The 26517-nt window shown below is 33.1% G+C and carries 24 protein-coding genes; 3 read left to right on the top strand and 21 right to left on the bottom strand.

All coding sequences use genetic code 11. The features are described 5' to 3' along the window. Positions 1 to 267 precede the first annotated feature (267 nt). The 21 genes from queA to BM289_RS14655 form a co-directional block, all read right to left on the bottom strand. On the bottom strand, positions 268 to 1317 hold the full coding sequence (gene queA, locus BM289_RS14755) for a tRNA preQ1(34) S-adenosylmethionine ribosyltransferase-isomerase QueA (protein ID WP_073415911.1): 1050 nt from the start codon (positions 1315 to 1317) through the stop codon (positions 268 to 270). 409 nt (positions 1318 to 1726) lie between these two features. After that, on the bottom strand, positions 1727 to 2956 hold the full coding sequence (gene aroA, locus BM289_RS14750) for a 3-phosphoshikimate 1-carboxyvinyltransferase (protein WP_091494840.1): 1230 nt from the start codon (positions 2954 to 2956) through the stop codon (positions 1727 to 1729). A gap of 98 nt (positions 2957 to 3054) precedes the next feature. Further along, complete coding sequence (locus tag BM289_RS14745) at positions 3055 to 3381, bottom strand: nucleotide pyrophosphohydrolase (protein ID WP_012022600.1); 327 nt, start codon at positions 3379 to 3381, stop codon at positions 3055 to 3057. Between the two features lie 2 nt (positions 3382 to 3383). Beyond that, positions 3384 to 5375 carry a DUF3857 domain-containing protein gene (locus BM289_RS14740; RefSeq protein ID WP_091494838.1) on the bottom strand — a complete coding sequence of 664 codons (1992 nt, stop codon included), beginning with the start codon at positions 5373 to 5375 and terminating at the stop codon, positions 3384 to 3386. Between the two features lies 1 nt (position 5376). After that, the gene (locus BM289_RS14735; RefSeq protein ID WP_091494836.1) at positions 5377 to 7386 is read right to left on the bottom strand and encodes a DUF3857 domain-containing protein; all 2010 of its coding nucleotides are present in this window, start codon (positions 7384 to 7386) and stop codon (positions 5377 to 5379) included. 25 nt (positions 7387 to 7411) lie between these two features. Then, on the bottom strand, positions 7412 to 9319 hold the full coding sequence (locus BM289_RS14730; protein WP_091494833.1) for a DUF3857 domain-containing protein: 1908 nt from the start codon (positions 9317 to 9319) through the stop codon (positions 7412 to 7414). A gap of 64 nt (positions 9320 to 9383) precedes the next feature. Beyond that, entirely contained in the window at positions 9384 to 9836 is a 453-nt protein-coding gene (dtd, locus tag BM289_RS14725) for a D-aminoacyl-tRNA deacylase (protein ID WP_091494831.1), read from the bottom strand. A gap of 158 nt (positions 9837 to 9994) precedes the next feature. Further along, positions 9995 to 10972 carry a ribosome small subunit-dependent GTPase A gene (gene rsgA, locus BM289_RS14720; protein ID WP_091494829.1) on the bottom strand — a complete coding sequence of 326 codons (978 nt, stop codon included), beginning with the start codon at positions 10970 to 10972 and terminating at the stop codon, positions 9995 to 9997. Positions 10973 to 11242: 270 nt separating this feature from the next. Next, entirely contained in the window at positions 11243 to 12325 is a 1083-nt protein-coding gene (locus tag BM289_RS14715; protein WP_091494827.1) for a bifunctional 3-deoxy-7-phosphoheptulonate synthase/chorismate mutase type II, read from the bottom strand. A gap of 13 nt (positions 12326 to 12338) precedes the next feature. Beyond that, entirely contained in the window at positions 12339 to 13196 is an 858-nt protein-coding gene (locus BM289_RS14710) for a prephenate dehydrogenase (RefSeq protein WP_091494825.1), read from the bottom strand. A 116-nt stretch (positions 13197 to 13312) separates the two neighbouring features. Beyond that, on the bottom strand, positions 13313 to 14458 hold the full coding sequence (locus BM289_RS14705; RefSeq protein WP_091494823.1) for a pyridoxal phosphate-dependent aminotransferase: 1146 nt from the start codon (positions 14456 to 14458) through the stop codon (positions 13313 to 13315). A 171-nt stretch (positions 14459 to 14629) separates the two neighbouring features. Continuing rightward, positions 14630 to 15457, bottom strand: coding sequence for a prephenate dehydratase (locus BM289_RS14700; protein ID WP_091494821.1), 828 nt, complete (start codon positions 15455 to 15457; stop codon positions 14630 to 14632). A 485-nt stretch (positions 15458 to 15942) separates the two neighbouring features. Next, a complete protein-coding gene (locus tag BM289_RS14695) occupies positions 15943 to 16242 on the bottom strand; it encodes a type II toxin-antitoxin system RelE/ParE family toxin (RefSeq protein WP_091494819.1) in 300 nt (99 codons plus the stop codon). A gap of 1 nt (position 16243) precedes the next feature. After that, positions 16244 to 16450: an addiction module protein gene (locus BM289_RS14690; RefSeq protein WP_091494817.1), complete on the bottom strand. Its 207-nt coding sequence runs from the start codon at positions 16448 to 16450 to the stop codon at positions 16244 to 16246. 57 nt (positions 16451 to 16507) lie between these two features. After that, positions 16508 to 17671 carry a DUF1501 domain-containing protein gene (locus BM289_RS14685; protein ID WP_091494815.1) on the bottom strand — a complete coding sequence of 388 codons (1164 nt, stop codon included), beginning with the start codon at positions 17669 to 17671 and terminating at the stop codon, positions 16508 to 16510. Between the two features lie 12 nt (positions 17672 to 17683). Further along, the gene (locus BM289_RS14680) at positions 17684 to 19081 is read right to left on the bottom strand and encodes a DUF1800 domain-containing protein (RefSeq protein WP_091494813.1); all 1398 of its coding nucleotides are present in this window, start codon (positions 19079 to 19081) and stop codon (positions 17684 to 17686) included. 255 nt (positions 19082 to 19336) lie between these two features. After that, a complete protein-coding gene (locus BM289_RS14675) occupies positions 19337 to 19591 on the bottom strand; it encodes a hypothetical protein (RefSeq protein WP_091494811.1) in 255 nt (84 codons plus the stop codon). 7 nt (positions 19592 to 19598) lie between these two features. Continuing rightward, positions 19599 to 19973, bottom strand: coding sequence for a hypothetical protein (locus BM289_RS14670; protein WP_091494809.1), 375 nt, complete (start codon positions 19971 to 19973; stop codon positions 19599 to 19601). Between the two features lie 118 nt (positions 19974 to 20091). Then, entirely contained in the window at positions 20092 to 22482 is a 2391-nt protein-coding gene (locus BM289_RS14665; protein ID WP_091494807.1) for a ribonucleoside-diphosphate reductase subunit alpha, read from the bottom strand. Positions 22483 to 22746: 264 nt separating this feature from the next. Next, positions 22747 to 23724 (bottom strand): ribonucleotide-diphosphate reductase subunit beta, encoded by a 978-nt coding sequence (locus tag BM289_RS14660; protein ID WP_091494805.1) that lies wholly within the window; start codon positions 23722 to 23724, stop codon positions 22747 to 22749. 336 nt (positions 23725 to 24060) lie between these two features. After that, positions 24061 to 24630: a DUF3109 family protein gene (locus BM289_RS14655; protein ID WP_091494802.1), complete on the bottom strand. Its 570-nt coding sequence runs from the start codon at positions 24628 to 24630 to the stop codon at positions 24061 to 24063. Between the two features lie 316 nt (positions 24631 to 24946). On the opposite strand from BM289_RS14655, the gene BM289_RS14650 reads away from it, so the two are divergent. From BM289_RS14650 to BM289_RS14640, 3 genes are all read left to right on the top strand, one after another. After that, on the top strand, positions 24947 to 25525 hold the full coding sequence (locus BM289_RS14650; protein ID WP_091494800.1) for a MarC family protein: 579 nt from the start codon (positions 24947 to 24949) through the stop codon (positions 25523 to 25525). Positions 25526 to 25632: 107 nt separating this feature from the next. Then, positions 25633 to 25836 carry a hypothetical protein gene (locus BM289_RS14645; protein ID WP_008465053.1) on the top strand — a complete coding sequence of 68 codons (204 nt, stop codon included), beginning with the start codon at positions 25633 to 25635 and terminating at the stop codon, positions 25834 to 25836. Between the two features lie 3 nt (positions 25837 to 25839). Further along, positions 25840 to 26445 (top strand): FAD-dependent oxidoreductase, encoded by a 606-nt coding sequence (locus BM289_RS14640; protein WP_091494798.1) that lies wholly within the window; start codon positions 25840 to 25842, stop codon positions 26443 to 26445. The last annotated feature ends 72 nt before the right edge of the window (positions 26446 to 26517 follow it).

The raw sequence follows: 26517 nt of genomic DNA, 5'->3' as shown, positions 1-26517 counted from the left end.
AAAGTTTCAAGTTTAAATGCTTTGTGTTTTTTAACCGAAAAGTTCGCAAAGTTTTTTTATCAAGCTTAACATTTACAAAACGCTAAGTGCGCAAAGCTTTGCGTTTTTTTGCATCAGCCAAACACAAACTGAGCAAAAAACTCGCGAACTTTGCGGTCAAATTTCTCCACGAGTGCCAAACCTGAAACCTAAAACTTGAAACCATTAAAAACAGAAAACCCGACAGGTTTAAAAACCTGTCGGGTTTGGATCTGAAAAAATTTCAGATTATAATATTAACATCGCGTCTCCGTAAGAATAGAATTTGTATCCTTCTTTAATTGCTTCTTCGTATGCTTTTTTCATTAAATCGTGACCACAGAATGCAGAAATCATCATCAATAATGTTGATTTTGGTGTGTGGAAATTTGTAATCATACAGTTTGCAATACTAAAATCGTGAGGAGGGAAAATGAATTTATTTGTCCATCCTTCGTAAGGATTCAAAGTATTCGCAGAAGAAACAGAACTTTCAATTGCACGCATAGAAGTTGTTCCTACAGCACAAATACGTTTTTTCTTTGCTTTTCCTTCGTTTACGATATCACAAGCTGCTTGAGTGATAATTAATTCCTCAGAATCCATTTTGTGTTTCGATAAATCTTCAACCTCAACTGGGTTGAAAGTTCCTAAACCTACGTGCAAAGTTACCTCAGCAAAATTCACACCTTTGATTTCTAATTTTTTCAAAAGGTGTTTAGAGAAGTGTAAACCAGCAGTTGGCGCTGCTACAGCTCCTTCTTCTTTTGCATAGATTGTTTGGTATCTTTCAGCATCTTCTGGAGTAACATCTCTGTTGATATATTTAGGAATTGGAGTTTCTCCAAGTTCTGTCAATTTATTTCTGAATTCTTCATAAGAACCATCGTATAAGAAACGTAAAGTTCTACCACGAGAAGTTGTATTGTCAATTACCTCAGCAACTAACGAATCGTCGTCACCAAAATAAAGTTTGTTACCAATACGGATTTTTCTAGCAGGATCTACTAAAACATCCCAAAGGCGTTGCTCTGAATTTAATTCTCTTAATAAGAAAACTTCAATTCTAGCTCCGGTTTTTTCTTTGTTTCCGTACAAACGTGCAGGAAAAACTTTTGTATTATTAAGAATTAAAACGTCTCCGTCATCAAAATAGTTGATCACGTCTTTAAACATTTTATGTTCGATAGTGTTTTTTTTACGGTCAATTACCATTAAACGAGATTCATCTCTGTTTTCTGCTGGGAATTCAGCCAAAAGTTCTTTCGGTAAATTGAAATTGAAGTGTGATAATTTCATATTTGAAGTGTAGATTTTTTAAATATCTATTTTAGACTTATTTATCCAAAATTTTAAATCGGATGCAAATATACGATTGTGAGATAGGCGTTGTCAAGTGTTTTGGCGTTTATTTTCAAAAGTCCTTGATTTAATGATGTTTCGAGAACCATTAAAAATGTTTTTTTCTACAAAAAAACTAATTCAACATTTTTTGTCATTTCGACGAAGGAGAAATCGCACGCGGGATTCCGCAAAGTAAATCGCCAATCTTTGTCGAACTTCTAGTGTGATTTCTCCTTCGTCGAAATGACATACTTTGCGATAATATCCAAAATGACGGATAAAAAAACCTCCGGTTGAAACCAGAGGTTATATGATTAAGCTTTATTTTAAATGAACTTTTATAACTTATATGGTTCAAAAAAATTTACAATTCTGAGACTTGAAAGTTTAACGCTTTTAAATCATTCCAAAAATCTGGATATGATTTAGAAACTACTTCTGCATCATCAATAATAATTGGAACTTTTATTGCTAATGGAGCAAACGCCATTGCCATACGGTGATCATTATAGGTTCCGATTTTTACATCTTGATTTATATTTTCAGACTTCACTAAAGTCAAACTGTCATTAGTCACCGAAATATTTGCTCCTAGTTTTGTCAACTCGATTCTTAAAGCTTCGAGTCTGTCTGTTTCTTTAATTTTTAAAGTATGAAGGCCTGTCAAGTGACATCCAATACCTAAACCTAAACATGTCACTACAATTGTCTGAGCAATATCCGGAGTATTATTCAATTCAAAATTTACATCTTGATAATTGAAACCAGCTACTTTTTCCAAAGTCATTTTATTTCCTTGGAAAGTAGTTTTTACGCCCATTTTTTCATAAAGAGAAACTAATTCTGAATCTCCTTGAAGGCTGTTTTCTTTGTAACTGCTCAAAGTAATTTTTGCAGATTCAGATAAAGCTACCAAACTAAAGAAATAAGAAGCCGAACTCCAATCCGATTCTACAACCATTTCTTTTGATTCAACCGATTCTTTAGGGAAAACTTTGATTACGTTTCCTTCAAAACTGGTTTTGATATCTAAATCATTCAGCAAAGCCAAAGTCATTTTGATATATGGAATTGAAGTGATTTCTCCTTCTAAAGTCAGTTCTAAACCGTTATCCAATTTTGAAGCTACTAATAAAAGTGCTGAAATATACTGACTACTTACATTTGCTGCCAAGTTTACTTTTGAAGCCGTTACTTTTTTTCCTTTAATTCGGATTGGCGGATAACCTTCTTCTTTTTCATAAGAGATTTCAACTCCCAATTGTCTTAAAGCATCGACCAAAATTTTGATTGGGCGTTCCTGCATTCTGCTTGATCCTGTCAAAACTACTTCTCTTCCCTCGTTAACCGAAAAATAAGCTGTAAGAAAACGCATTGCTGTTCCGGCGTGGTGAATATCTACAATTTCATCATTTCCTGCCAAAGCTTTCTGCATTACTTCACTGTCGTCAGAGTTTGAAGTATTGGCTAAAGTGATGTTTGGAAATAACGCTTTTAGTAATAACAAACGGTTTGTTTCGCTTTTAGAACCTGTGATATTGAGTTGCGAATCATCAATGGTGAATGGTGAATTCGTCGTTAATTTTAAATTCATGATATTAGTTATGAGTTGCGAATTATGAGTAACATAATCCAAGCGCGCAATTTACCACTCCTCGCCCGTAAATCAAAATTCACGCTGAAATTTCACAATTATTTCAATTTATCATTGTTTTTGTGACGATCTTTATCTCTAACCGATTTTAAGTCCATTTTTTTATCAAAAGCAGCTTGTAAATCGATTCCTGTTTGATTCGCCAAACACAAAACGACGAAAACAACATCGGCTAATTCTTCTCCTAAATCTTTATTTTTATCGCTTTCTTTTTCAGATTGTTCTCCGTAGCGACGGGCAATAATTCTGGCCACTTCTCCCACTTCTTCTGTAAGCTGTGCCATATTGGTTAATTCGTTAAAGTAACGAACTCCATGTTCTTTTATCCAAGTATCAACATCTAGTTGCGCATTTTTCAAATCCATTGCTATATTTTTTTAAGGACGATTTTTTCATTTTGACTAGCAAGCATTTTTTGAAACAGTGTTTTTAATGCATTGTAGTGTTCAGCTGCAAAAATACTATTGTTGATGTCTTTTGAAAAGTTAAATTGAATTTTGTTTCCTTCACTTGAAACATTTAGTGATAAATGTATCGCATTTTCTTCCAAAGAAAATCTGGCAGGTGCTGGAAGTGTTTCTACTACATAGCCTTCTGGAATATCTACATTTACAAAAAGCTTTTCTTGCTTAGGATATCCAAAATAAATTCCCATCTGTCTATTTTCCTGCACAAACGGATTTTTTGAAGGTGTGTAAAACAACATAGGACTTATGTAAAGTTTACCGCCAATACTCTCCACAAAATTATTGGTTTCAAAACTAAAAGTCTCCACAATTGGATCAGATATATTCGAAATTTTATTTGTTATTGAATAATCTGAAATCTTCAAATCACCTAATTGTTGCTCTAGTTTTTCTAAATAGCTGTCTTGATTTCTGTTTCCATTTTGAACCCTAAATTTATAAGCTTCATAATCTGTTCTCTGAATTCTTACTTTACCGTTAATCTTTCCATCTTCATTTAATTTAATCGTGATGCTGGCATTTTCTCTAGATGGTTTTATTGGAACTAAATCAATTTCCTTAGAAGTCCCATCGCTCTTTATCATTCTTCCTTTCCAATTTAAAACATTCAAAGGAAGTATATCAGGCGAAGTAAATTTTCGAGATGCATCTAACAAAACTTGCTTTTCATCTATTTCTGCTGCAACAATCACATAATTAAATCCTGTTCTTGTTGGATAGACGGGAACTCCATTTTCGACCGTACTTACTAAAACTGGATTTGCTTCTATCCCTGCCCATTTCAACATATTAAGCAAGATAAAATTGATTTCTGCTATATTTCCAGTTTGATCTGTATAGGCTTTTTCAACACCTTTATCAGTATAATAACTATTTTTTTCATTCCAGTTCATTTTATTCTGGACGAATTGAAAAATAACATTCATCCTCTCTTTGGGAGATTGAACATTCGCAAGTATCTTTTTTACATCTTCGAGTAAAAAACTATTTTTATTAATTTCTTTGCCAAAATGGTCATCTTTAAAAATTGTTGAAGCCACACCTTCCCATGTAATCGTATAATCCTTTACAGGTTGTTCTGGCATTCGGACCCGTTCCAGCTCATGTTTGATAGAGCCTCTGTAATTTTCGATATTATTGACATACGGTTCTTCTTTTAAGGCTGGAATATCTTTTCCTGAATAAAAAGAGTCTATCTGCTGGTATAAAAAATTCCTGCTCTGGCCATACTCATTTTCATAACTCTGACTTCCTGATACAATTTTAGAACTGTTTTCTATGGTGCTGGTACCTACTAAAAGAGCTTTGTATATATAAAATTCTGGAAACTCCGTTTTGTATTCAAAATAATTTACCGGAATACTAAATTGAAAATCAAAATCCGGAAACTGAACAATGTTTTCTGACTTTAAAACATATTTATATTCCAAAACAGATCCTACTTTGACATTTGGAAATGTTATTCCTTTTTCGTTCCAATATTCATTGATTTTTCTTTTAAATGTTCCCTGATTTTCCAGTTTAGTTTTTTCAATTTTACCATTTTCCAAATTGTACGTCACCGCATTCGAAAAAGACAGCAATTCTTCATTTAAGTTTTGGTATCCAACATAATACTGTACTTTTTGGTCGGCCCATTTTAAGCCTTCTTTTTTGTATATTTTGATTTTAAATTCATATGTATGGATTGCTGAAAAGCCAGTTTTATAATTGTATGTAAAAATAGTTTTTCCTTTTTTGAATAAAATTGCTGCTGGTGCCGAAGAATCTATTGGATGTACTTTTTCCTGAAGTTCTGCAACAGTAACTTTTCCAAGCTCATATTTTTGGGCTTGGACCTCAACATTGTTCCAAAAGAACACAAAACAAATTAAAAGAAAACGAGCTCGCATCTTAGATACGTTTTAAAACTATTTTTTCTGTTTCCTTAGCAACCATTCCTTTGTAGTACTCTTTCAACATATCATATTGCTCATTAGATACAATTGCTTCATTTATTTGATGAGAAATGGATAATTGCAATACACTCTCATTTTGTACAATGTGATATTTAAATGCCCCTAAATTATCCTCCATAGTTAAAGCTCCTGATTGTGGTAATGACTCAACCGTAAAACCATCTGGAATTTTAATCGTTATATTAAATTTATCCATAAATGGGTATCCGAAATCAACTGGATACTCTCGTACTTCTTGTTTGAAAGGATTACTTGTTTTAGCAAAAAACAACATTGGATTAATGTAAATCTTATCTCCAATTAGATCGCATAAATTGGAGCCTGTAAATGAAAAAGATTCAATGGTAGGAAGTAAAAGTTCTTTTTCATTTGTTCTGCTGTAATCACTAATTTCAATCTTTCCACTTTCATTTTCAAGTTTTTCAAGATAAGCATCTTGTTTTACGCTTTCAAAATTATTTCTAAAAACCATCGCATTGTATTCTGTACATTGCCTTCTAACTTTTCCATCAATTTTACCAGTTGGATCAATTGTATAGTTTACAAAAACATTGTCATTAGAGATTGTATTCGGCATTAAATCAACCGCTTCAGAAGTCCCATCTTTACGAATTAAACGTCCCTGCCAGTTCAATGCTCTTAAGGGTAAAATATTTGGTGATGAATATTTAGAAGAAGCATCTAATAATATATTTCCTTGATCGGTTTCTACAGCGGCAATTACATAATTAAAGGCCGTTCTATTTGCAAAAAAAGCAATTCCGTTAGAACGTGTACTCACCAATACTGGATTTGCTTTTAATCCTGCATGACGAAGCATAGCTGTCAGCATTAAATTGATATCGGCAATATTTCCTGTTTTTTCTTTGTATGCTTTACGCACTCCGTTGTCACAAGAATATCCATTGATACCGTTCCAGCCAACATTTGATTTTACAAAATTTAAAATCAGCAAGATTCTTTCTTCATTGCTTTTTGCAGTTGCAAGTAATGATTTTAGGTCTTCTTCGAAATATCCCGTTTTATTTAACTCTGGTCCAAAGTCATCATATTCGTAGATTGTTTTTACAACTGAATTCCAATCTGTTGAATATGGTTTTATTGATTCATTCGGGAATTTAGTCATTGCCAGTTCAAACTGTAGGCTTGACATATAATTATTTACATTATTCACAAAAACTTCATCTTTCATGGCTGGAAAATTTTCTGCAACATAAGTAGTTTTTGCTTCTTGGTATTCTTTTTTAAAAGTAGAATAGGATGGTTTACCGGAAACTAAATCTCTTTCTTTTTCATAAACAGTAAAAGATCCTTGAATAAATTCAGATTTAACTTTTGGCAAAATATATCCTTTTTGTCTCACATTATAAACAAAGTATTCTGGAATATAAGTTACATACTCTGAATAGTTAACTGGAATTTCTTCTTGAAAATCCCAATCGCGCATAAAACTTAAATGACGGCTTTTGATTGTATATCTGTATTCGATAACAGAACCTTCTTTGACATTAGGCAGTGTAATTTTTTTGTGCCCGCTATATTTACTTCGGTTTTCCTTAAAAGTACCTTCTGTTTTCAATTTAGTTTTTTCTATTTTTCCATCGACCAAATTGTATGTTACTGCATCTGAAAAAACTACAGATTCCTCAACTCCTCCCGAGATATAATAGAAAACATCCTGGTTAGCCCAATCGTAACCTTCTTTTTTATAAATTTTAATTCTATTTTCTACATCAGTAACAATTACAAAACCTTGGTCTTTATCATAAATAAATCTAGAAGTTCCTTTTTTATACAAAATAGCGGCAACAGCAGCCGAATCTTTTGGATGCACTTTTTGTTGAAGCTCTGCAACAGATACTTTTCCTAATTTAAACTCTTGCGCTGTAACAGTCGAAACGACAAACAGCAGAAATATTGCATTGATTAGTTTGGGTAATTTCATTGGTTGGGTAATTTATGTTTTTGGGTTAATTCTTGGTTAATATTATTTTGGCGTTATCATTTCGGGAAACTTGCTCCATAAACAATCGATATTCATCATATTCTTTATTTGAATATTTTCCTTTGTTTAAAAACATCGATCTTTTATAGGTTAGTTTGTTAGAATCGTTTTTGATGATTTCGGTTTTATACTCGCCAAATTTTCCTTTCAGTTCATAATTTTGTGGTAGAAATTCAATGCTGAAACCTGCAGGAAGATTGATTTCGATTTCATCCGTATCTAAATAGCCACGCTGAATTTGGAATGGATTTTTACGGTTTCTTATTCGTTTTACGTTTTCTGAATTTTGGTTAAAAGCATCAACAGTAAAAATCATTTTATTCCCAGAAATTACTCCATAATTGGATGCTGTTAATTGAACATCTTCTGTAAAACGGATATTCTCCTTGTCATTTGTAAAAGCTATTCTACCAAGTTTTAAATTGTTTATGTTACTCCAATAATCTTTGTAATGTTTTTCCTTTTCGTGAGGCTGAAATCTTTCTATTTGCCCCTTTCTTCCATATTGAGATCCTTCAGAAGTAATATTTATTACACCAGAAAAAACTCCATTTTCGTCTAAAGAATAATTTCCTTTACTAATCTGAGCATTACTCTTTGGCTCATATATTTTTGTTCTAATTATTTCTCCTCCTTCAGGTTTAATTACGATGACTTTTCTATTATCTGTAAAATTAGCTTGATATCCAAAAGGATCATTTTGACTCGTACATTCTAAAAAAACATAATTTTCTTTATCTGGTATACATAAAACTACATGATTTCCTTCTATTGTAAAGAAATCTTCATCAATATCTCTTAAATCACTATCACCATATAATTCTGTATAATATGATGGAACTCCTACAACATCTAGAAGTGCTCTTGTATAATTTGATAATGCTTTACAATCACCATACCCTAAACGATCAACATCTGCAGCCAGCATAGGTTTAAATCCGCCAATACCTAATTGAATACTTACATATCTGGATTTTTCTTGTACATAATGATAGATAATTTTTGCCTTTTTTAGAGGATCGGATTCATTTCCTACAAGTGCTTTTATTTTACTTTTAGTTTCTTCGGGCAATACTATAGTTTCTGTTAATATTTTTTCTGAAAACCATTTCCCATATTCTTTCCAATTTTTTGCATTTCCATCAATTCCTTCGAGATTAAAATATTCCAAGCTCATTGTTAGTTTTGGATATAATTCTGAAAAAGCTGGACTATAATCTTCAGGTTTGTGAGCTAAAATATTTTTAGCAGAATAAGAAAGCTTTGTATCTGTTTCATCAGTCTTTTTTATATCAAAAACCGAAAACTGAGATTCTTTTTTTCTAAATCCAAGTGTATTAGGATACTTGACATTTATAATGCTTTTCTCCACACTTACAAAATAATTATCCAAAGGAAGCCAACGAGGAATAAATGCAGTATTTGAGGTCTCTATTTCGCTACTATAAACTATTGTATAAGGATATGATATCGGAGTATATTCTAGATAAATATATCTGCCGTCAGAAGCAAGCGTAGCACCATCTGCAGCACTTACATCTTTAAAATCTTTTTTTTTGATTTTTTTGATTTCGTTTCCAAAAGCATCATATATTATTGCTTCTATATTTTTAACGGAAGTTCTTTTATTATAACTTTCGACAGCATTTACAGCACGTGCGCCTTTTTCGTTTAGAACTGTTACTGCACGATCTGTTTTAATAACCATATTCCTTTGTGATAAAATGGAGATATCAGTTAAATCAAATCTTACTACAGCATTTGCATTGTCTTTAAGACTGTCTGAAATTTTAAGAATAGAATAATCATTCTTTTGGGCAAAAGAATAAGAGGTGAAAATTAAAAAAAATAATGCGCAACAAAGGTTTTTCATTAGTAGGGATTTTCGTCAAATATATATTTTTTTCAGAAATCCTTAACAAATGTTTAATAATATTTTACTCCTTGTTTTTACTGTCTATTAAAATCGTGACAGGACCATCATTTAGGAGGTTTACTTTCATATCAGCACCAAAAATTCCGGTTTGAATTTTTTTACCAAATTCTTTTTCCAATGTTTTAACAAAGTTCTCATACATTGGAATTGCGAATTCTGGTTTTGCCGCTTTTATATAAGATGGCCGGTTTCCTTTTTTTGTTGAAGCATGAAGTGTAAATTGACTAACAACAATAATTTCTCCGTCAATATCCTGAACCGAACAGTTCATGACATCATTTTCGTCTCCAAAGATTCTCATCTTAATGATTTTTCCACTAAGCCAATCAATATCTTCTTGAGTATCGGCTTCTTCTATTCCAACTAAAACCAACAAACCTTTTTTAATATCGGCTGTTTTTTGGCCTTCAACTGTTACTGATGCTTCTGAAACTCTTTGGATAACTACTTTCATTTTTATTTTGATCTAAATGCAGCATAATTAATCAGCCGCATATTAAACATATTTAAATTCTTTACGTTAGATGCACTGCGGTGCATCTCTACAAAAAATATTGTCGTCAATTCTTTAAATTGGAATTTGGATTTTTTTTGAATTGGAATTTTAAAAGATTACTTTCTTGTTTCATCACTCGCGGCACGATCTTCACCATAAGTATCCGTTCGATAATGCTCTTCATCACCTTCGAGAATTTTAAGATAACTATTATAGCGCGACCAAGCGATTTCATCTTTTTCTAAAGCAGCCTTAATCGCACAATGCGGTTCTTCTTTATGCAAACAATTGTTAAACTTGCATTGATCTTTTAATCTGAAAAACTCTGGAAAATAACCGCTGATTTCTGATGGTTCCATATCCACAATTCCAAAACCTTTGATTCCTGGCGTATCAATAATTCTGGCATCAAAAGACAAATCATACATTTCTGCAAAAGTTGTGGTGTGTTGTCCTTGCTTGCTTTGTTCTGAAATGACAGAAGTTTTCAAATGAAGACTTGGTTCCATAGCATTTACTAAAGTCGATTTTCCAACTCCCGAATGCCCAGAAAACATGCTTACTTTTCCAATCATCATTTCTTTCAGCTTGTCGACACCTTTGTTTTCTGTGGATGAAATGCGAAGACATTTATATCCGATTTCCGAATAAATATGCTGTAAATACAACTGATCGTCTAAAGTTTGATCGTTTAGTGTATCAATTTTATTAAAAATAAGAATAGCTTCAATTCCGTATGCTTCTGCAGTAACCAAAAAACGATCAATAAAACTTGTAGTTGTCGGCGGATTATCGATTGTAACCAATAAAAAAACTTGATCAATATTAGAAGCAATAATATGAATCTGCTTAGACAAGTTAACCGATTTACGAACAATATAATTTTTTCTTTCGTGAATAGTATGAATCATTCCGGTAACAGCATCAGATGTTTCCTCCAATTCATAATCCACAATATCGCCTACAGCAATAGGATTGGTACTTTTAATTCCTTTTATTCTGAATTTCCCTTTCATACGGCATTCCACAAAATCCCCATTTTCAGATTTTACGGTATACCAGCTTCCTGTAGATTTATAAACGGTTCCTGTCATTCTTGTACTTTAGATTTATGATTTTAGATTTTAGATTGCTCTTAAACCTAAATTCTTTGCAAAGATAAATGAATAATTTAAACCATATAAGTTATATAAGCGAATATAAATAGTTGCTTTTTATAAGCAAAAATCCCCATCACTTCTTTCAAAGTAATAGGGATTTTTTAAAAAACAATCTAATTTCAAATGTGTGATATAATTAAACTCAATAACAAATTTCAAATGAAACTTAATTTATCTTATATCACTTATCTGGTTTAAAGAAAATTATGCGTTGAAAATTTTCTCTTGGTGCCCAATACTTTCTTGGTGAATTGCTTTGAACATTCTTAAAACGAATTCTTCAGTAAGACCTTTTTTCTCCCCTTCTAAAATCATTTTTCCTAAGATTTCGTTCCAACGGTTGTTTTGAAGAATCGCAACGTTTGCATCTTTTTTCACCTGACCAATTTCATCAGCTACTTTCATACGTTTCCCTAACAATTCTAATAAGTTAGCATCCAATACGTCGATGTTAGCTCTTAATTTTTTCATTTTTTGGCTGTACTCATCTGTAGTATCATCCGTTTTTCTGATCGTCAAATCTTTTATGATTTGTTTCAAAGCATCTGGAGTTACTTGCTGCGCCGCATCAGACCAAGCGTTGTCTGGATCGATGTGCGTTTCGATGATCATACCATCGTAGTTCAAGTCTAAAGCCTCTTGAGTTACTTCGAAAATCATTTTGCGATCTCCAGTAATGTGAGATGGATCGATGATTAATGGCAAATCAGGGAATTTATTTTGTAATTCGATAGCAATCTGCCACTCTGGAATGTTTCTGTATTTTGTTTTTTCGTAAGTAGAGAAACCTCTGTGGATAACTCCTAATTTCTCGATTCCAGCCATGTGTAAACGCTCAACACCACCTAACCATAAAGCTAAATCTGGGTTTACTGGGTTTTTAACCAAAACAATTTTATCTGTTCCTTTTAAAGTATCTGCAATTTCTTGAACTGCGAAAGGGTTTGCAGTTGTACGTGCTCCAACCCATAAAACGTCGATATCGTATTCTAAAGCTAATTTACAGTGAGCTGCAGTCGCAACTTCAGTTCCCATTAATAAACCAGTTTCAGCTTTTGCTTTTTGTAACCATTTTAATCCAATTTCTCCAATACCCTCAAATCCTCCTGGACGAGTTCTTGGTTTCCAGATTCCAGCTCTGAAAACACTTACTTTAGAATCTTTTAATTCGTGAGCGATTTTCAAAACCTGATCTTCAGTTTCTGCACTACAAGGTCCAGCTATCACAAGTGGGTGATTTAAATTGAAATCTTCTAACCACTTTCTCATTTCTTTCTTATTTTCCATTTTATTATAGTTTTTACTTTTTAATTGTTAATCCGTTTAATATCTCTTTTATTTTATTTGTGCTTTCCATTTCTTCAAAAATGGCGTTATAATCTTCTTCTTTCAGCAAATCCCTAAACCGACTGAGATTTGAAATATAAGCTTCTAAAGTTTCCAGAACATGTTCTTTATTCTGCTTAAAAATCGGTGTCCACATCGCTGGTGAACTTTTGGCTAAACGAACGGTACTTTCAAATCCACTACCCGCCATATCAAAAATATCCTGTTCGTCTTTTTCTTTATTCATTACTGTTTTCCCAAGCATAAACGAACTAATGTGCGATAAATGCGAAACGTAAGCAATGTGTTTGTCGTGCGAAACAGGATCCATATATCGAATTCTCATTCCGATTGAAGTAAAAAGATTCAATGCTTTTTCTTGTAATTTAAAAGCAGTCTTTTCGACTTCGCAGATAATATTTGTTTTTCCTTGAAACAAACCTCTTATTGCTGCCGATGGTCCCGAAAACTCTGTTCCTGCAATTGGATGTGTAGCGATAAAATTTCTTCTTTTTGGGTGATTGGCTACTGCATCACATATTGGTTTTTTAGTCGAACCTACTTCAAAAACAATCGTTTTATCTCCAACCGAATCCAGAACTTTTGGCAAAACCGTCAGGGCCACATCTACCGGAACCGAAACAATTACAAAATCGGCTTTTTGCAGATCCTCAAAACTTCCAGCTTCATCAATAACTCCAAGATCAATTGCTTCCTGCAAATGTTTTTCGTTGCTGTCGATTCCAAAAATCTTCGAATCAGGATGTTTTTCTTTGATGTCCAGCACCATCGAACCGCCTATTAATCCTATTCCTATTACGTATACTTTCATATCTTTTTAAAAATTCCAAGTCTTAAAATTCCAAATTCCAATTAAATGGCTTCGACTTCGCTCAGCCTGACAATCTGGATAAAAGTCTTGATTCTTGCTTCTAAAATCTTAATACTCTAAAATCGATCTATCGCTTCTTGTACTTTTTCTTCTTTTACACAAAGAGAGAATCTAATATATCCTTCGCCGTTGCTTCCGAAAATCGTTCCCGGTGTAATGAAAATGTGTTTCTCGTATAATATTTCGTCAATGAACTTTTCTGATGACTGAATTCCTTCTGGAAGTTTTGCCCAGACAAAAAGCCCAACTCCTTCTTTATATACTTTACAGTTTAACTTTTCAGCTAATTTTTCCGTCAATTCTCTACGGCGTCTGTAAATTTTGTTTTGATCTTCGAACCAAGATTTATCACATTTTAACGCTGCGATAGCTCCTTTTTGAATTCCGTAATACATTCCGCTGTCCATGTTGCTTTTTACTTTTAGAACCGCATCGATAATTTCAGGATTTCCTAAAACCATTCCGACTCTCCAGCCTGCCATGTTGAATGTTTTACTTAGGGAATTCAATTCTAAAGCCACATCCTTCGCGCCTTCAACCTGCAATAAACTCATCGGATTATCATTCAAAACAAAACTATAGGGATTGTCGTTGATCAATAATATGTTATGTTTTTTAGCAAAAGCAACCAATTTTTCAAATAACGCAAAACTTCCTCTAGCTCCTGTCGGCATGTGCGGATAACCCAACCACATAATTTTTACTTTCGAAAGATCTAATTTATCTAAAGCTTCAAAATCCGGTTCCCATCCATTTTCTTCTTTCAAATCATAATAAACCGGAACTGCCTGAACTAAATTGGTTACTGAAGTATAAGTTGGATAACCTGGATTCGGAATCAAAACGTGATCGCCTTCATTTAAAAATGCTAACGAAATGTGCATTATTCCTTCTTTTGAACCCATAAGAGGCAAAATCTCATTATTCGGATTCACTTCAACACCAAACTGATCACGATAGAAATCCGCCATCGCCTGCCTCATTTCTGGTAATCCCTGATAGCTTTGATAGCCATGTCCGTTTTCATCTTGAATTGCTGCAGCGACTGCTTCAATTACTGCTTTTGACGGACTCAAATCAGGGCTTCCAATTCCCATGTTGATGATCGGTTTTCCTTCAGACATCAACTGACGAACTTCTCTTAGTTTTGATGAGAAGTAGTATTCTTCAACTGTGTCTAATCGTTTTGCTGTTGTAATCATTTCTATTTTTATTAAAAAATGCTTTAGGCTTTATGCCGTAAGCTATATGCTTTTTCTCTTCTTGACTTGTCACCCTGAGCGAAGTCGAAGGGCTTTCCAATTGGAACGCGAGCTTCGACTTCGCTCAGCCTGACAAAACTTTTAACTTCTAACCTATAACTTTTAACCTTCTTAAGGTCTAGTATTCTTATATTCTCCCAACACTTTAAAATACTCAGCCATAATGTTTAATAACGTTTTGGCTTTTGCAAAATCTTCGTATTTCTCAAATGTTACATCTACGAAAAATGAATATTTCCAAGGTGTTTCGATTTTTGGAAGCGACTGGATTTTTGTCAAATTCAGTTTGCAGTCGCTCATTACATTTAAAACTGCCGCCAAGCTTCCTCTTTTGTGATCTAATTCAAATTTGATTGACGCTCTGTTAATTTCGTTTTCCGGCAAAAATGAATTTTGCTTTTTGATGATTACGAAACGAGTCATATTGTTTTTGATCGTTTGAATCGATGATGCAATAATATCCAGATCGTACATTTCAGAAGCTGTTACACTAGCAATTGCTGCAATTCCGGTTAACTGTTTTTCCTGAATTCTTCTTGCTGTTTCGGCTGTATCTTTATCCTCAATCAATTTGATGTTTGGATATTGTTTCAGGAAATCCATACACTGCAAAAGTGCCATTGGGTGCGAATGAACTTCTTTTATGTCATCAATTTTCTGACCTTTTAAAGCCATTAAATTCTGCTGAATATTTAAATAATGCTCTCCAATTATGTGTAAATTATTCTTGTCGATCAAAGCATAATTTGGAATAATCGGCCCTGCAATCGAGTTTTCAATCGCCATAACGGCCTGATCAGATTTTCCGGCAATAAGGCTGTCGATCAATTCTTCAAAAGACAAACATTCATCAATATCCACATTTTCAGAGAAATACTCTTTCACAACCTGATGATGAAATGATCCTTTAATACCTTGTATTGCAATTTTCGTTGTCATATAGTCAAAAAAAAATCCTGATTTGCATCAGGATTGTATATTAGTTTTATTTGTCTTTTATATTTTTCAAATAACCATAGCACAATCCTCACTTCTACTAAAGAAGAAATAAAAGTTGTTGCTAAAATAAAAACGGTTAGTTGCCATTTTGTTTGTGTTATTTTGTAAATTCTCTGCGAATGTATAAATTATTTTTAGTGCACCAAAAAAAAGATTGCATTTTATGAAACAAAAAAGGATTTCTTAACAAATTTAGCCCGTTTTGTATGATAATATAAAAATATCGGCTTAAAATGAGATATTTACAATGGCTTTTTCAGAGATGCTGAGATACTAAGCTCCTAAGATGCTAAGTTTTTTTTGCTAAGAATTCACGAATTAATGTAAATCTTTATGGTTATTTAATTCGAATTACACAAAAAATCATACACTCAAGCAATTTGTGAATTGATTATCTCTAAATTCATAATTACTTTAAACCTTAATTATAAACCTAATCTCTTAGTCCAATTTTTAGGAGAACGAGAAGTGTGAAAAATCCCAAGAACTATTATTTCCTCTTTTTCAAATCTATAATGGATCCCATAAGGAAATCTTGAAATGAATAGAATTTTGACATTCTTATATTTCTTTTGAAAAGCATTTGGATTTCGCGATATTGCATCTATTCCAGCCTCTAAACAAAGTTCAAAATCATATGAAAGACCAATCCGTTGTTCTTCATACCACAGAACAATATCTTCAATATCAAATAATGCTTCTTTTACAAAACGAAGTTTATACACTTTATCTTAGAGATTTCAAATGAGCTTTAACTTCTTCCCACGTATATAATTCAGTTTTTCCTTCTTCCAAATTCTGTATGCGAATATCTAATTCTTTTTTTACTTCATCAGAAATTTCTAAATCATTTTTAGAAACACTGTCCCATAACTGCTCTGCTAAAACAATTTTTTCAGCATTGCTATATTTAGATAAATTTTTGATTTGCATATTTTTATTATTAAGTTGAATACAAATTTAAGCAAATTTAGTCACTAATTATTTAATTCAAAACAGTCCAGAAACAGGATTATTCGAAATCCCAATTTTATTATAATCAAAATTCATTTTTTCTTTTAATAAAGAAGCATATACACTTCTGAAATCAATCTGGTATTTTAAATCGCCATTATCCAAATCCGCTAAATTTGGATTGTTTCCTAAAATTGTTCCTTTGTTATTCCCTCCAATGATAAACATGGGCGCTGCAGTTCCATGATCCGTTCCGTTGCCGTTGTCTTTTACTCTTCGTCCAAATTCTGAGAAAACTACTATTGTGACATTCTGCAATAATTGTGACTGTTTTAAATCGGAATAAAAACTATATAATGAATCGTTTAAATCCGTTAATTTTTTTTCGTGAATCGCGAGTTGATTATCGTGTGTATCAAATCCGCCAAGCGATGTGTAATATACTTTTGAATTTAGATTTCCTTTTATAAGTCTTGCAATCCATTCTAAGTTTTTAGATAATTCGGTTTTTGGATAACTGATTTCAGTTTTAGATTTTGCCAAAGCTTTCTGAATTTCATCAGAACCTTCGGTAACGGAATTAGCAATTTTCCGAACAAAATCTAAATGCGGATTTCTAGACAAAGTCACATTTTCTTCTTTTGGTTTTACCTTAAATCGATCTGGATCTTTTACAGTTATAAAATTCGGTTCAACACCTTTTAAAGCCAAATTATCGATCGAATCTAAATTTATTCCGGCTGTCGCTTGATGTCCGTTGCATTGCAAATCGAGAAATCTTCCGAGCCAGCCTTCGTTTATATATTTATTAGAATCGGTTGCTGTTTGCCAAATTTCCTGGCTTCTGAAATGGGAACGAATTGGTTCTGGATAACCCACATTATGAATTACAGTCAAATCTCCGTTTTGTTGCATTTGGGCAAAATCTTTTAAGGAAGGATGAAATGCCATTCCTTTATTTTTACTGATCACCAAATCTTTATTTAAAGCAATTTTCGTTCGTAAATCATAATACAACGGATCATCATATGGAATAAAGGTATTTAAACCGTCATTTCCGCCATTCAGCTGTACAAAAACGACACATTGTTCTCCCACAATCAAATTGTTCTGAGAACCAAAAGCGTGTAAAAAATCGGGAAGCACAAGCAATCCGCCTGTAAAAGTTCCTGTCAATGTTAGAAAATTTCTTCTGTTCATGATTACTGCTTTTTAGATTAATTGATATTCAGGAAGTTTTGCGATGTAATTAAAAAGTCTGACCACAGCAAAATCGGCGTGCGGATCTTTAGGATCAAAATCGTATTTCAGAAGATTTTCCATATCTTTTTGAGCCGAATCGCTGACATTAAATAATAATCGGTCTGATAATTCAGAAATGATGGTTTTGTTGTTTCCATCCGAATCAAAAGCTACTTTTACGGCAACTTTTTCATATTCTGATTTTTCTTTTTCAACTCCGTTCATCATCGTTTTCAAAACTCTTCGATTGAGACTTTTTCCACTGCATAATAAATCGGCTGTATTGTTTCTTTGAAGATAAATCTGCGAAGTCAGCCAGGAATTTCCACCATCCCAGCCTTTTACATTCACCTGATTGTACAAATCCATTCCCTGCTGTTTTATAAATGCCATAATTGCGGCATCATTTACATTCTCCATCTGCAATTCATCACAAAGCTGTAAAATATAAACTAGGGGATTTTTGATTTTATTTCCCGAATTCTCTTTTTTAAATTCTTCCGTAAAGATTTTGGTCAACAAAGGCTGAATTTCGAATTTTTCTTTTCTAAAATAATCTCCATAATAAACTACCAACTCTTCAGACGGATTATCATAAATAAACCATTTCAGAATTTTTCGGGTAATGAGATACGGAATGTTTTTCTGTTCGAAAATAATATCGACCAAATCGTCGGCTTTCCAGTTTCCTGTTTTACCGAAGTAAATTTTATCGCTGTTATCTTCAATATTTTTTCTGTAAACAGCACCTTCATCGCCAATATTCAATCCGGCCAAAGCTTTTGCACCGTTTTTAATATCGTCTTCGGTATAATTCCCAATTCCGATTGTGAACAATTCAAGCAATTCACGGCTTAAATTTTCGTTGACTTTCCCCTTTTTATTATCGCCATTATCCAGATACCGAACCATAGCATTTGATTTCAGAATCTGTTTGGTTAATTCTTTAAAATTGCCAAAAGCATTTTCACGCAAAATCATATTGTGCTGATAAATCCAGTAATTGATTTTCACTTTTTGAGAAGTCGAAACGAAATGATTGTGCCAAAAACAAACCATGTTTTCGTGCAATGGAAATTCATCATTACGCATTTTAGCAATCCACCATTTTTTGAATTCGGCAGTTACTTGATTTTCTTTTTTCTGAATTTCCTTTTTGGTTTCGGGATCTGAAGTTTTGATTATTTCCCGAACTTGTTTCAACTCTAAAGTGGTTTTAGGTTGATCTTGCAGAAAGTCTGGAAGTGTTGTATCAAATTTCGAATTATAAGATTGCTTTAGAAATTTTTCTAAGCCGAGTTTTTCAATTTTTGAAGTTTGTTTTCCTGAAAAACCTAATCGTAAGGACCAAAGATTGCTTTTTTTCATGGTTCAGAAATTATTACAATAAGACTCAACTTTCTTTTAAAGGTTTAATTTTAAAAGATTCTGAGGTGCTAAGTTTTGAAAAAGTCTTTGGTATTAATTAGAACGGGGAATTTTTTGGGATATTGTCTGTTTAACATTGCGCAATGATAATCGGCATAGCCCGTGGTTTCAACCACGGGAAACGAATTGGGGTAACGCGTTGTGTTCCCGTGGTTGAAACCACGGGCTATGTTTTACAAAAAAAAGTCAACCTTTTTAATATAAAAATTCATCAACGAATTCTTTATTTTCATTTAGATATAGAAAATAATTAGCTTTCTTTTTCTGATTCTTATGAAGCTCTAATTTGATTTCAATACATGGAGTTGGAATAAAATCATGGTCGATTAAAATCGAAATGGATTTTGGAATAATTTCGACAATATCCGATTCTACAAAATCAATTTTCTTCAAATATTCTTGAGCCAACCCATAATATTCGTTTTTATATTGAACAATATTTAAATCCATTCGAATATTAATATTTCACTTTTTTCCAGCAATGATCAAATTTTTCAATATCGTCAATTAAAAAAGCTATTTTTTTATCATTGACTTTGATAAACCTCATTAGTTGTCTATTATCGTAAAGCAATAAAGTATCACCAAGCATTTTCCATTTCCCATGTTCCTCTTTTACACTTTTTATAGCATTTTTTCTAGCCATCTTTCTGGAATTATACTTTTGGTCTGACAGTCTATAACTATAATCATCCTTCAGATACAATACACTAACTCCATAAAAATACCCATTTGCAGGATAAGAATCGTAAGCAATTCTATAAATAATATCTCTCTTTTGAGCAAAGACAGAGTTAACCAAAAAGAAAACTAAGACAAAAATTTTATTCATACCAATTACCTAATACGTTTAACAACAAATAAACAAAAAAAGCAGCTATCAAAACGACAACTGCTTTTCATATATCAAATTAAAAATCTAAAATCTCAGATCTAAATTCTAAAATCATTTAAGACCCACACATTTCACAATCCTCAGGATCTGCCGCTTGTGCTTTTAAAAGCATCGCTTTGTAATCCTCAACGCTGATTGCTTCCGTTTCTTGAACTAAAGATGGAGTTTCTTCTTTTTTATCATTGTTTAATGTGAATTTAATTGCATCTACAGCCGCTTTTGTTCTTAGGTAATACATTCCTGTTTTTAAACCAGACTGCCAAGCATAGAAGTGCATTGAAGTCAATTTAGAATAGTTGGCATCCTGCATGAACAAGTTTAACGACTGAGACTGGTCAATGAAATATCCTCTTTGACGAGACATATCGATAATATCTTTCATCGACATTTCCCAAACTGTTTTATAAAGATCTTTCAAGTCTTGCGGAATCTTATCGATGTTTTGAACAGATCCGTTATGACGCATAATCTCTTGTTTCAAATCTTCGTTCCATAAACCTAATTTTACTAAATCTTCAAGTAAATGTTTGTTTACTACGATAAACTCTCCAGACAATACACGACGTGTATAAATGTTTGAAGTATAAGGTTCGAAAGCTTCGTTGTTTCCTAAGATTTGAGAAGTCGATGCAGTTGGCATTGGTGCAACTAATAATGAGTTACGAACTCCATATTTTACAACTTCTTTTCTTAATGAAGCCCAGTCCCAACGACCAGATAATTCTTCATCTTTTAATCCCCACATGTTGTATTGGAATTCTCCTTGAGACATTGGCGATCCTTCGAAAGTTGAATACGGCCCTTCTTCTTTTGCCATTTCCATAGAAGCGGTTACAGCAGCGAAGTATAAAGTTTCGAAAATTTCTTGGTTTAATTTTTTAGCCTCATCACTTGTAAACGGCATACGTAACATAATAAAAGCATCTGCCAAACCTTGCACTCCCAATCCAACTGGACGGTGGCGCATGTTTGAGTTTTCAGCTTCTTGTACTGGATAGTAATTTCTGTCGATTACTTTGTTCAAGTTACGAGTTACACGTTTTGTAACATTGTAAAGTGATTCGTGGTTGAATTCTCCATTTTCAATAAACATTGGCAATGAGATTGATGCCAAATTACAAACTGCGATTTCATCTTTAGAAGTAAACTCCATAATCTCTGTACACAAGTTAGAAGAACGGATTGTTCCTAAATTCTTGTGGTTCGATTTACGGTTTGCTGCATCTTTGTACAACATATATGGCGTTCCGGTCTCAATTTGTGACTCAAGGATTTTCTCCCATAATTCACGAGCACGGATTGTTTTTCTTCCTTTTCCTCTAAATTCATAATCCGTATACAAAGCTTCGAATTCTTCTCCGTAAACATCATATAAACCTGGACATTCGTTTGGACACATTAAAGTCCAAGTTGAATCTTCTTGAACACGTTTCATGAATAAATCTGAAGTCCACATTGCGAAGAATAAATCTCTTGCACGCATTTCTTCTTTTCCTGTATTTTTCTTTAAATCCAAGAATTCAAAAATATCAGCATGCCAAGTTTCAATATAAATCGCAAAACTTCCTTTACGCTTTCCACCACCTTGATCTACATAACGAGCTGTATCGTTGAACACTCTCAACATCGGAACAATTCCGTTTGAAGTTCCGTTTGTACCGCGAATGTAAGATCCAGTTGCACGAACGTTATGAATAGAAAGCCCGATTCCTCCCGCTGATTGCGAAATTTTAGCTGTTTGTTTTAATGTATCATAAATACCGTCGATACTGTCTTCCTGCATTGCCAAAAGGAAACAAGATGACATTTGCGGTTTTGGAGTTCCCGCATTGAACAACGTTGGCGTTGCGTGCGTAAAGAACTTTTTAGACATTAAATCGTAAGTTTCAATAACTGATTTTAAATCGTCTAAGTGAATCCCAACAGAAACACGCATTAACATATGCTGCGGACGCTCAACGATTTTTCCGTTTATTTTAAGAAGATAAGAACGCTCTAAGGTTTTAAAACCAAAATAATCGTAATTAAAATCTCTTGTATAAATGATGTGAGAATCTAAAAAAGCAGCGTTTTCTTGAATCACTTTGTAAACATCATCAGCAATTAATGGCGCATCTTGACCATTTCTTGGATTAACGTAGTGATACATATCTTTCATCGTTTCTGAGAAAGATTTTTTGGTATTTGAATGCAGGTTAGAAATTGCTACACGAGCTGCTAATTGAGCATAATCAGGATGCGCAATTGTCATAGAAGCCGCCGTTTCTGCTGCAAGATTATCCAATTCAGAAGTCGAAACCCCATCATACAATCCCTCGATAACTCTCATGGCTACCTTAACTGGATCTACAAGCTCGTTTAAGCCGTAACACAATTTTTTGATTCTTTCTGTAATCTTATCAAACATTACGGGCTCTCTGTGGCCATCTCTTTTTACTACATACATAAGCTTACCTTTTATGGTTATTGAAAAAATTAAAGTAACTAGAAAACGAATTCCAGCACTTAAACATTGCGTGTTTTTAAATTAATTTTAGAGAATTACCAAATTCTCAATAGTTACTTGTTTCAAATTCGAAAATCGAATTTAAATACGTCAAAAATTGCTATTGAACCTGCGACTTGGGGAAAGAGGCTCAACCTTAAAAAAATAATCTGTAATCTTTTTTTAGTATCTCTAGAAGATAGACACTAAAAGTATTTTTGTTGTCTAAAAATCTGCATCGAATGAAATTTTTTGAGCATCGCTGTCGTTGTTCATCACACCTGACTTTTGATACTCTGCAACACGTTTTTCAAAGAAATTAGTTTTTCCTTGAAGAGAAATCATGTCCATGAAATCGAATGGGTTCGCAGATCCGTAAACACGCTCACAACCTAACTCTACTAAAAGTCTATCGGCAACAAACTCTAAGTACTGCGTCATTAAAGTCGCGTTCATACCAATTAAACTTACTGGAAGAGATTCCGTGACAAACTGTCTTTCGATATCCAATGCATCAACAATAATTTCTTTAATTCTTTCTTTTGGCACTTTGTTTACCAAATGGTGATTGTGCAAGTGAACAGCAAAATCACAGTGTACGCCTTCGTCACGAGAAATCAATTCATTTGAGAAAGTCAAACCTGGCATTAAACCACGTTTTTTTAACCAATAAATTGAACAGAAAGCTCCTGAGAAAAAGATTCCTTCAACTGCAGCAAAAGCAATAAGTCTTTCAGCAAATGAATCTGATTCAATCCATTTTAAAGCCCATTCTCCTTTTTTAGCAATCGCAGGAAAAACTTCCAAAGCATTAAACAATTCTGTTTTTTCAGCTTCATCTTTAACGTAAGTATCAATCAATAAAGAATACGTCTCACTGTGAATATTCTCCATCATGATTTGAAATCCATAGAAAAACTTCGCTTCAGCATATTGAACTTCATTTACAAAGTTCTCAGCCAGATTTTCATTTACGATTCCGTCAGAAGCAGCAAAAAAAGCTAAAATATGTTTAATGAAATATCTTTCATCGTCATTCAGCTTATTATTCCAGTCTGTCAAATCTTGGTGTAAGTCAATTTCCTCAGCAGTCCAAAAACTTGCTTCCATCTTCTTATACCATTCCCAAATATCATGATGTTTAATCGGAAAAATAACGAAGCGGTTTTTATTTTCTTGTAATATTGGTTCGATTTGAGACATGACAGATCTTGTTAATTTTTGTATTGAATTTTGCGCTTAAACAAGCAGTACAAAGATTGTCAATTAACGCCAAAAATAAAAGTCAAACTTATTCACAATCGGGCGTAGTTTTTAACAACGACCAAAAATTGAGATATTTTTCAGACAATAATCAATTATTTGTAAATGAGATATTTAAACACAACAAACACTCGAAAACAGCCGTAAAATATAGACTTTTAAATATAAAATGCAAGTAATTTTTAATAGTTTTCAAAAAAGATTTTTTGAGTCAAAACTTTATTTTTTTGAGTTAAAAATAGATAGTCAAAAAGACTATATAACGGATAGGTATTTTTATGAATTTTTAAGCTCCTCGGCTACTTTTTCCAGTTCCATATACCAATCCTCACCAAAACGTCTTATTAATGCTTCTTTGACAAATTTATAAACAGGAACTTCCAATTCTTTTCCTAAAGAACAGGCATCATCACAAATATCCCATTTGTCATAATTAACCGCTGCAAATTCTGTGAAGTCCTTTACACGAATTGGGTATAAATGACAAGAAACTGGCTTTTTCCAACTTACGATTCCTTGGTTATAAGCCTGCTCAATACCGCAAAGTGCCGTTTTTCCATCAAAAATTACATAGGCGCAATCTTTATTATCGATAAGTGGTGTTTCAAGATCTCCATCGGTTCCTTTAACCCACGTTCCCTGTGCTTCGATCGCTTCGATTCCTTCTTTTCTTAAAAAAGGTTTTACTTTTGGGTAGATTTCTTCTAAGATTTTAGTTTCAGCCTCGTTCAAAGGCGCACCCGCATCTCCATCAACACAACAAGCTCCTTTACAAGCAGACAAATTGCACACAAATTCTTTTTCCAGAATATCCTCTGAAATAATAGTTTTACCTAACTGAAACATGATATAAAATACTGTAATTTATAAAGTGCAAAGATAGTCAAAGAAAGCAGATAAAAAATGTACCACAAAGATTCGCAAAGGTTTCTCGTAAAGATTCACAGAGAATAATTCTATTTCTACTCTTTTATAATTTAAACTTCGCGAATCTTTGCGGAAAATCTTTGCGAAACTCTGCGGCAAAAATCATAATTGTTACAAATATCACTTTTTTAACACTTAAAACATGTTTTTATAACAAAAATACATTCTATCAAAAAAACACCTAATTTTATTATTTACTTTTGCAGCAGTTTTAAACGCTTAAAATCAAAACGATATGCTAGAAATCGACTTCAAAGAAATCATTACCGTCAGCATGGTACTTTTTGCCGTAATTGATATTGTAGGTTCTATTCCAATTATTGTCAACTTAAGAGCAAAAGTGGGACATATAGAATCTGAAAAAGCTTCTATTGTTGCTGGAGCTATTATGATTGTTTTTCTTTTTGTTGGGGAAGGCTTACTGAACCTCATCGGTATTGATGTTCATTCATTTGCCGTTGCGGGGTCTTTTGTATTGTTTTTTCTGGCTTTGGAAATGATTTTAGGAATTCGAATATATAGAGACGAAGAACCAGGCTCTGCTTCTATTGTACCATTGGCTTTCCCATTAATTGCAGGAGCGGGAACTATGACTACCTTATTGTCCCTTCGCTCGCAGTTTCATACTATTAATATTATCATTGCCATTTTACTCAATATCATATTGGTTTACATTGTTTTGAAGTCTTCTAAGAAAATCGAAAACCTACTGGGAGAAAATGGACTTGGAGTGGTTCGCAAGACATTTGGAGTGATACTTTTAGCAATTGCTGTTAAATTATTCGCCGCTAATGTTAAAGGTTTGTTCGTCTAAAATTTATTTTTATACTTTTACCCCATAAAATTTCTAAAATACAACTTTAAGGCATATTTCGCACTTTAAAGTTCTACTTTATTATTTTAGGCAAACAAACCAATCTTATGAAAATTTTTACTTCAATCTTAGTGCTTTTAGCATTAGCTTTAATTGTTTTTAATATTACGCTATTAGATTTTAAAAATCCTTTTCAAGGAGACAGCATGGTAGCTTTTATTGGAATCGCCGCTTCATTTTGCGCCGTTTTAATTCTTTTGATTTTTAGGATATCAAAAAGAATTGAAGAAAAAATGAATGACAACAGATAATATATGTTTGATGTTTTAATTATCGGAGGTGGCGTATCAGGAATCTCCTGCGCTCTTGTCTTAGGATCGGCAAAAAACAAAGCTTTTGTTACCGATAAAAAAATCGGAATTTTTACGCATCAAAAAACTTCTTCTCTGCAAGAAGCAATTTTTTATAATGCTTACGGAATTTCACCAGGTAAATTGGGTTCTGAATTACTTACAGAAAGCACTCAGGATCTAGCCTCGACTTATCCTCATATTCAACAGATTCCAAATGAAAAGGTAATTAAAGTAGAAGGAACATATCCTGAATTTACTGTTACTACCAACAAAAACTCTTACCAAACAAAAAATGTTGTAATCGGAATTGGTTCTGCCAACACTTTTGACATTGAAGGTTTAATGCAATATATTGAACCTCATAAAAAAGCACTTCCTGAAAAACAGCGTATTCAGCTTAAAAATGAAGATCATAAAGTGGCTGACGGAATTTACGTTATCGGCACTTTAGCAGGCTGGAGAAGTCAATTGGCAATTGCCGCCGGAAGTGGCGCTGCAGTCGCAACAGATATTCTTACTTTATGGAACAATGGTGTACAAACTCACGCACACGATAGTATTCGATAAATTATATTTAAAAACCATATAAGTGATATAAGTTCATTTAATCTATGCACGAAGCATATATGAACTTATATC

The sequence above is a fragment of the Flavobacterium phragmitis genome (assembly GCF_900112575.1).
GTDB classification, from domain to species: domain Bacteria; phylum Bacteroidota; class Bacteroidia; order Flavobacteriales; family Flavobacteriaceae; genus Flavobacterium; species Flavobacterium phragmitis.
Note: the sequence above shows the minus strand (reverse complement) of the source record. Positions and strands in the feature narration are given on the sequence as shown.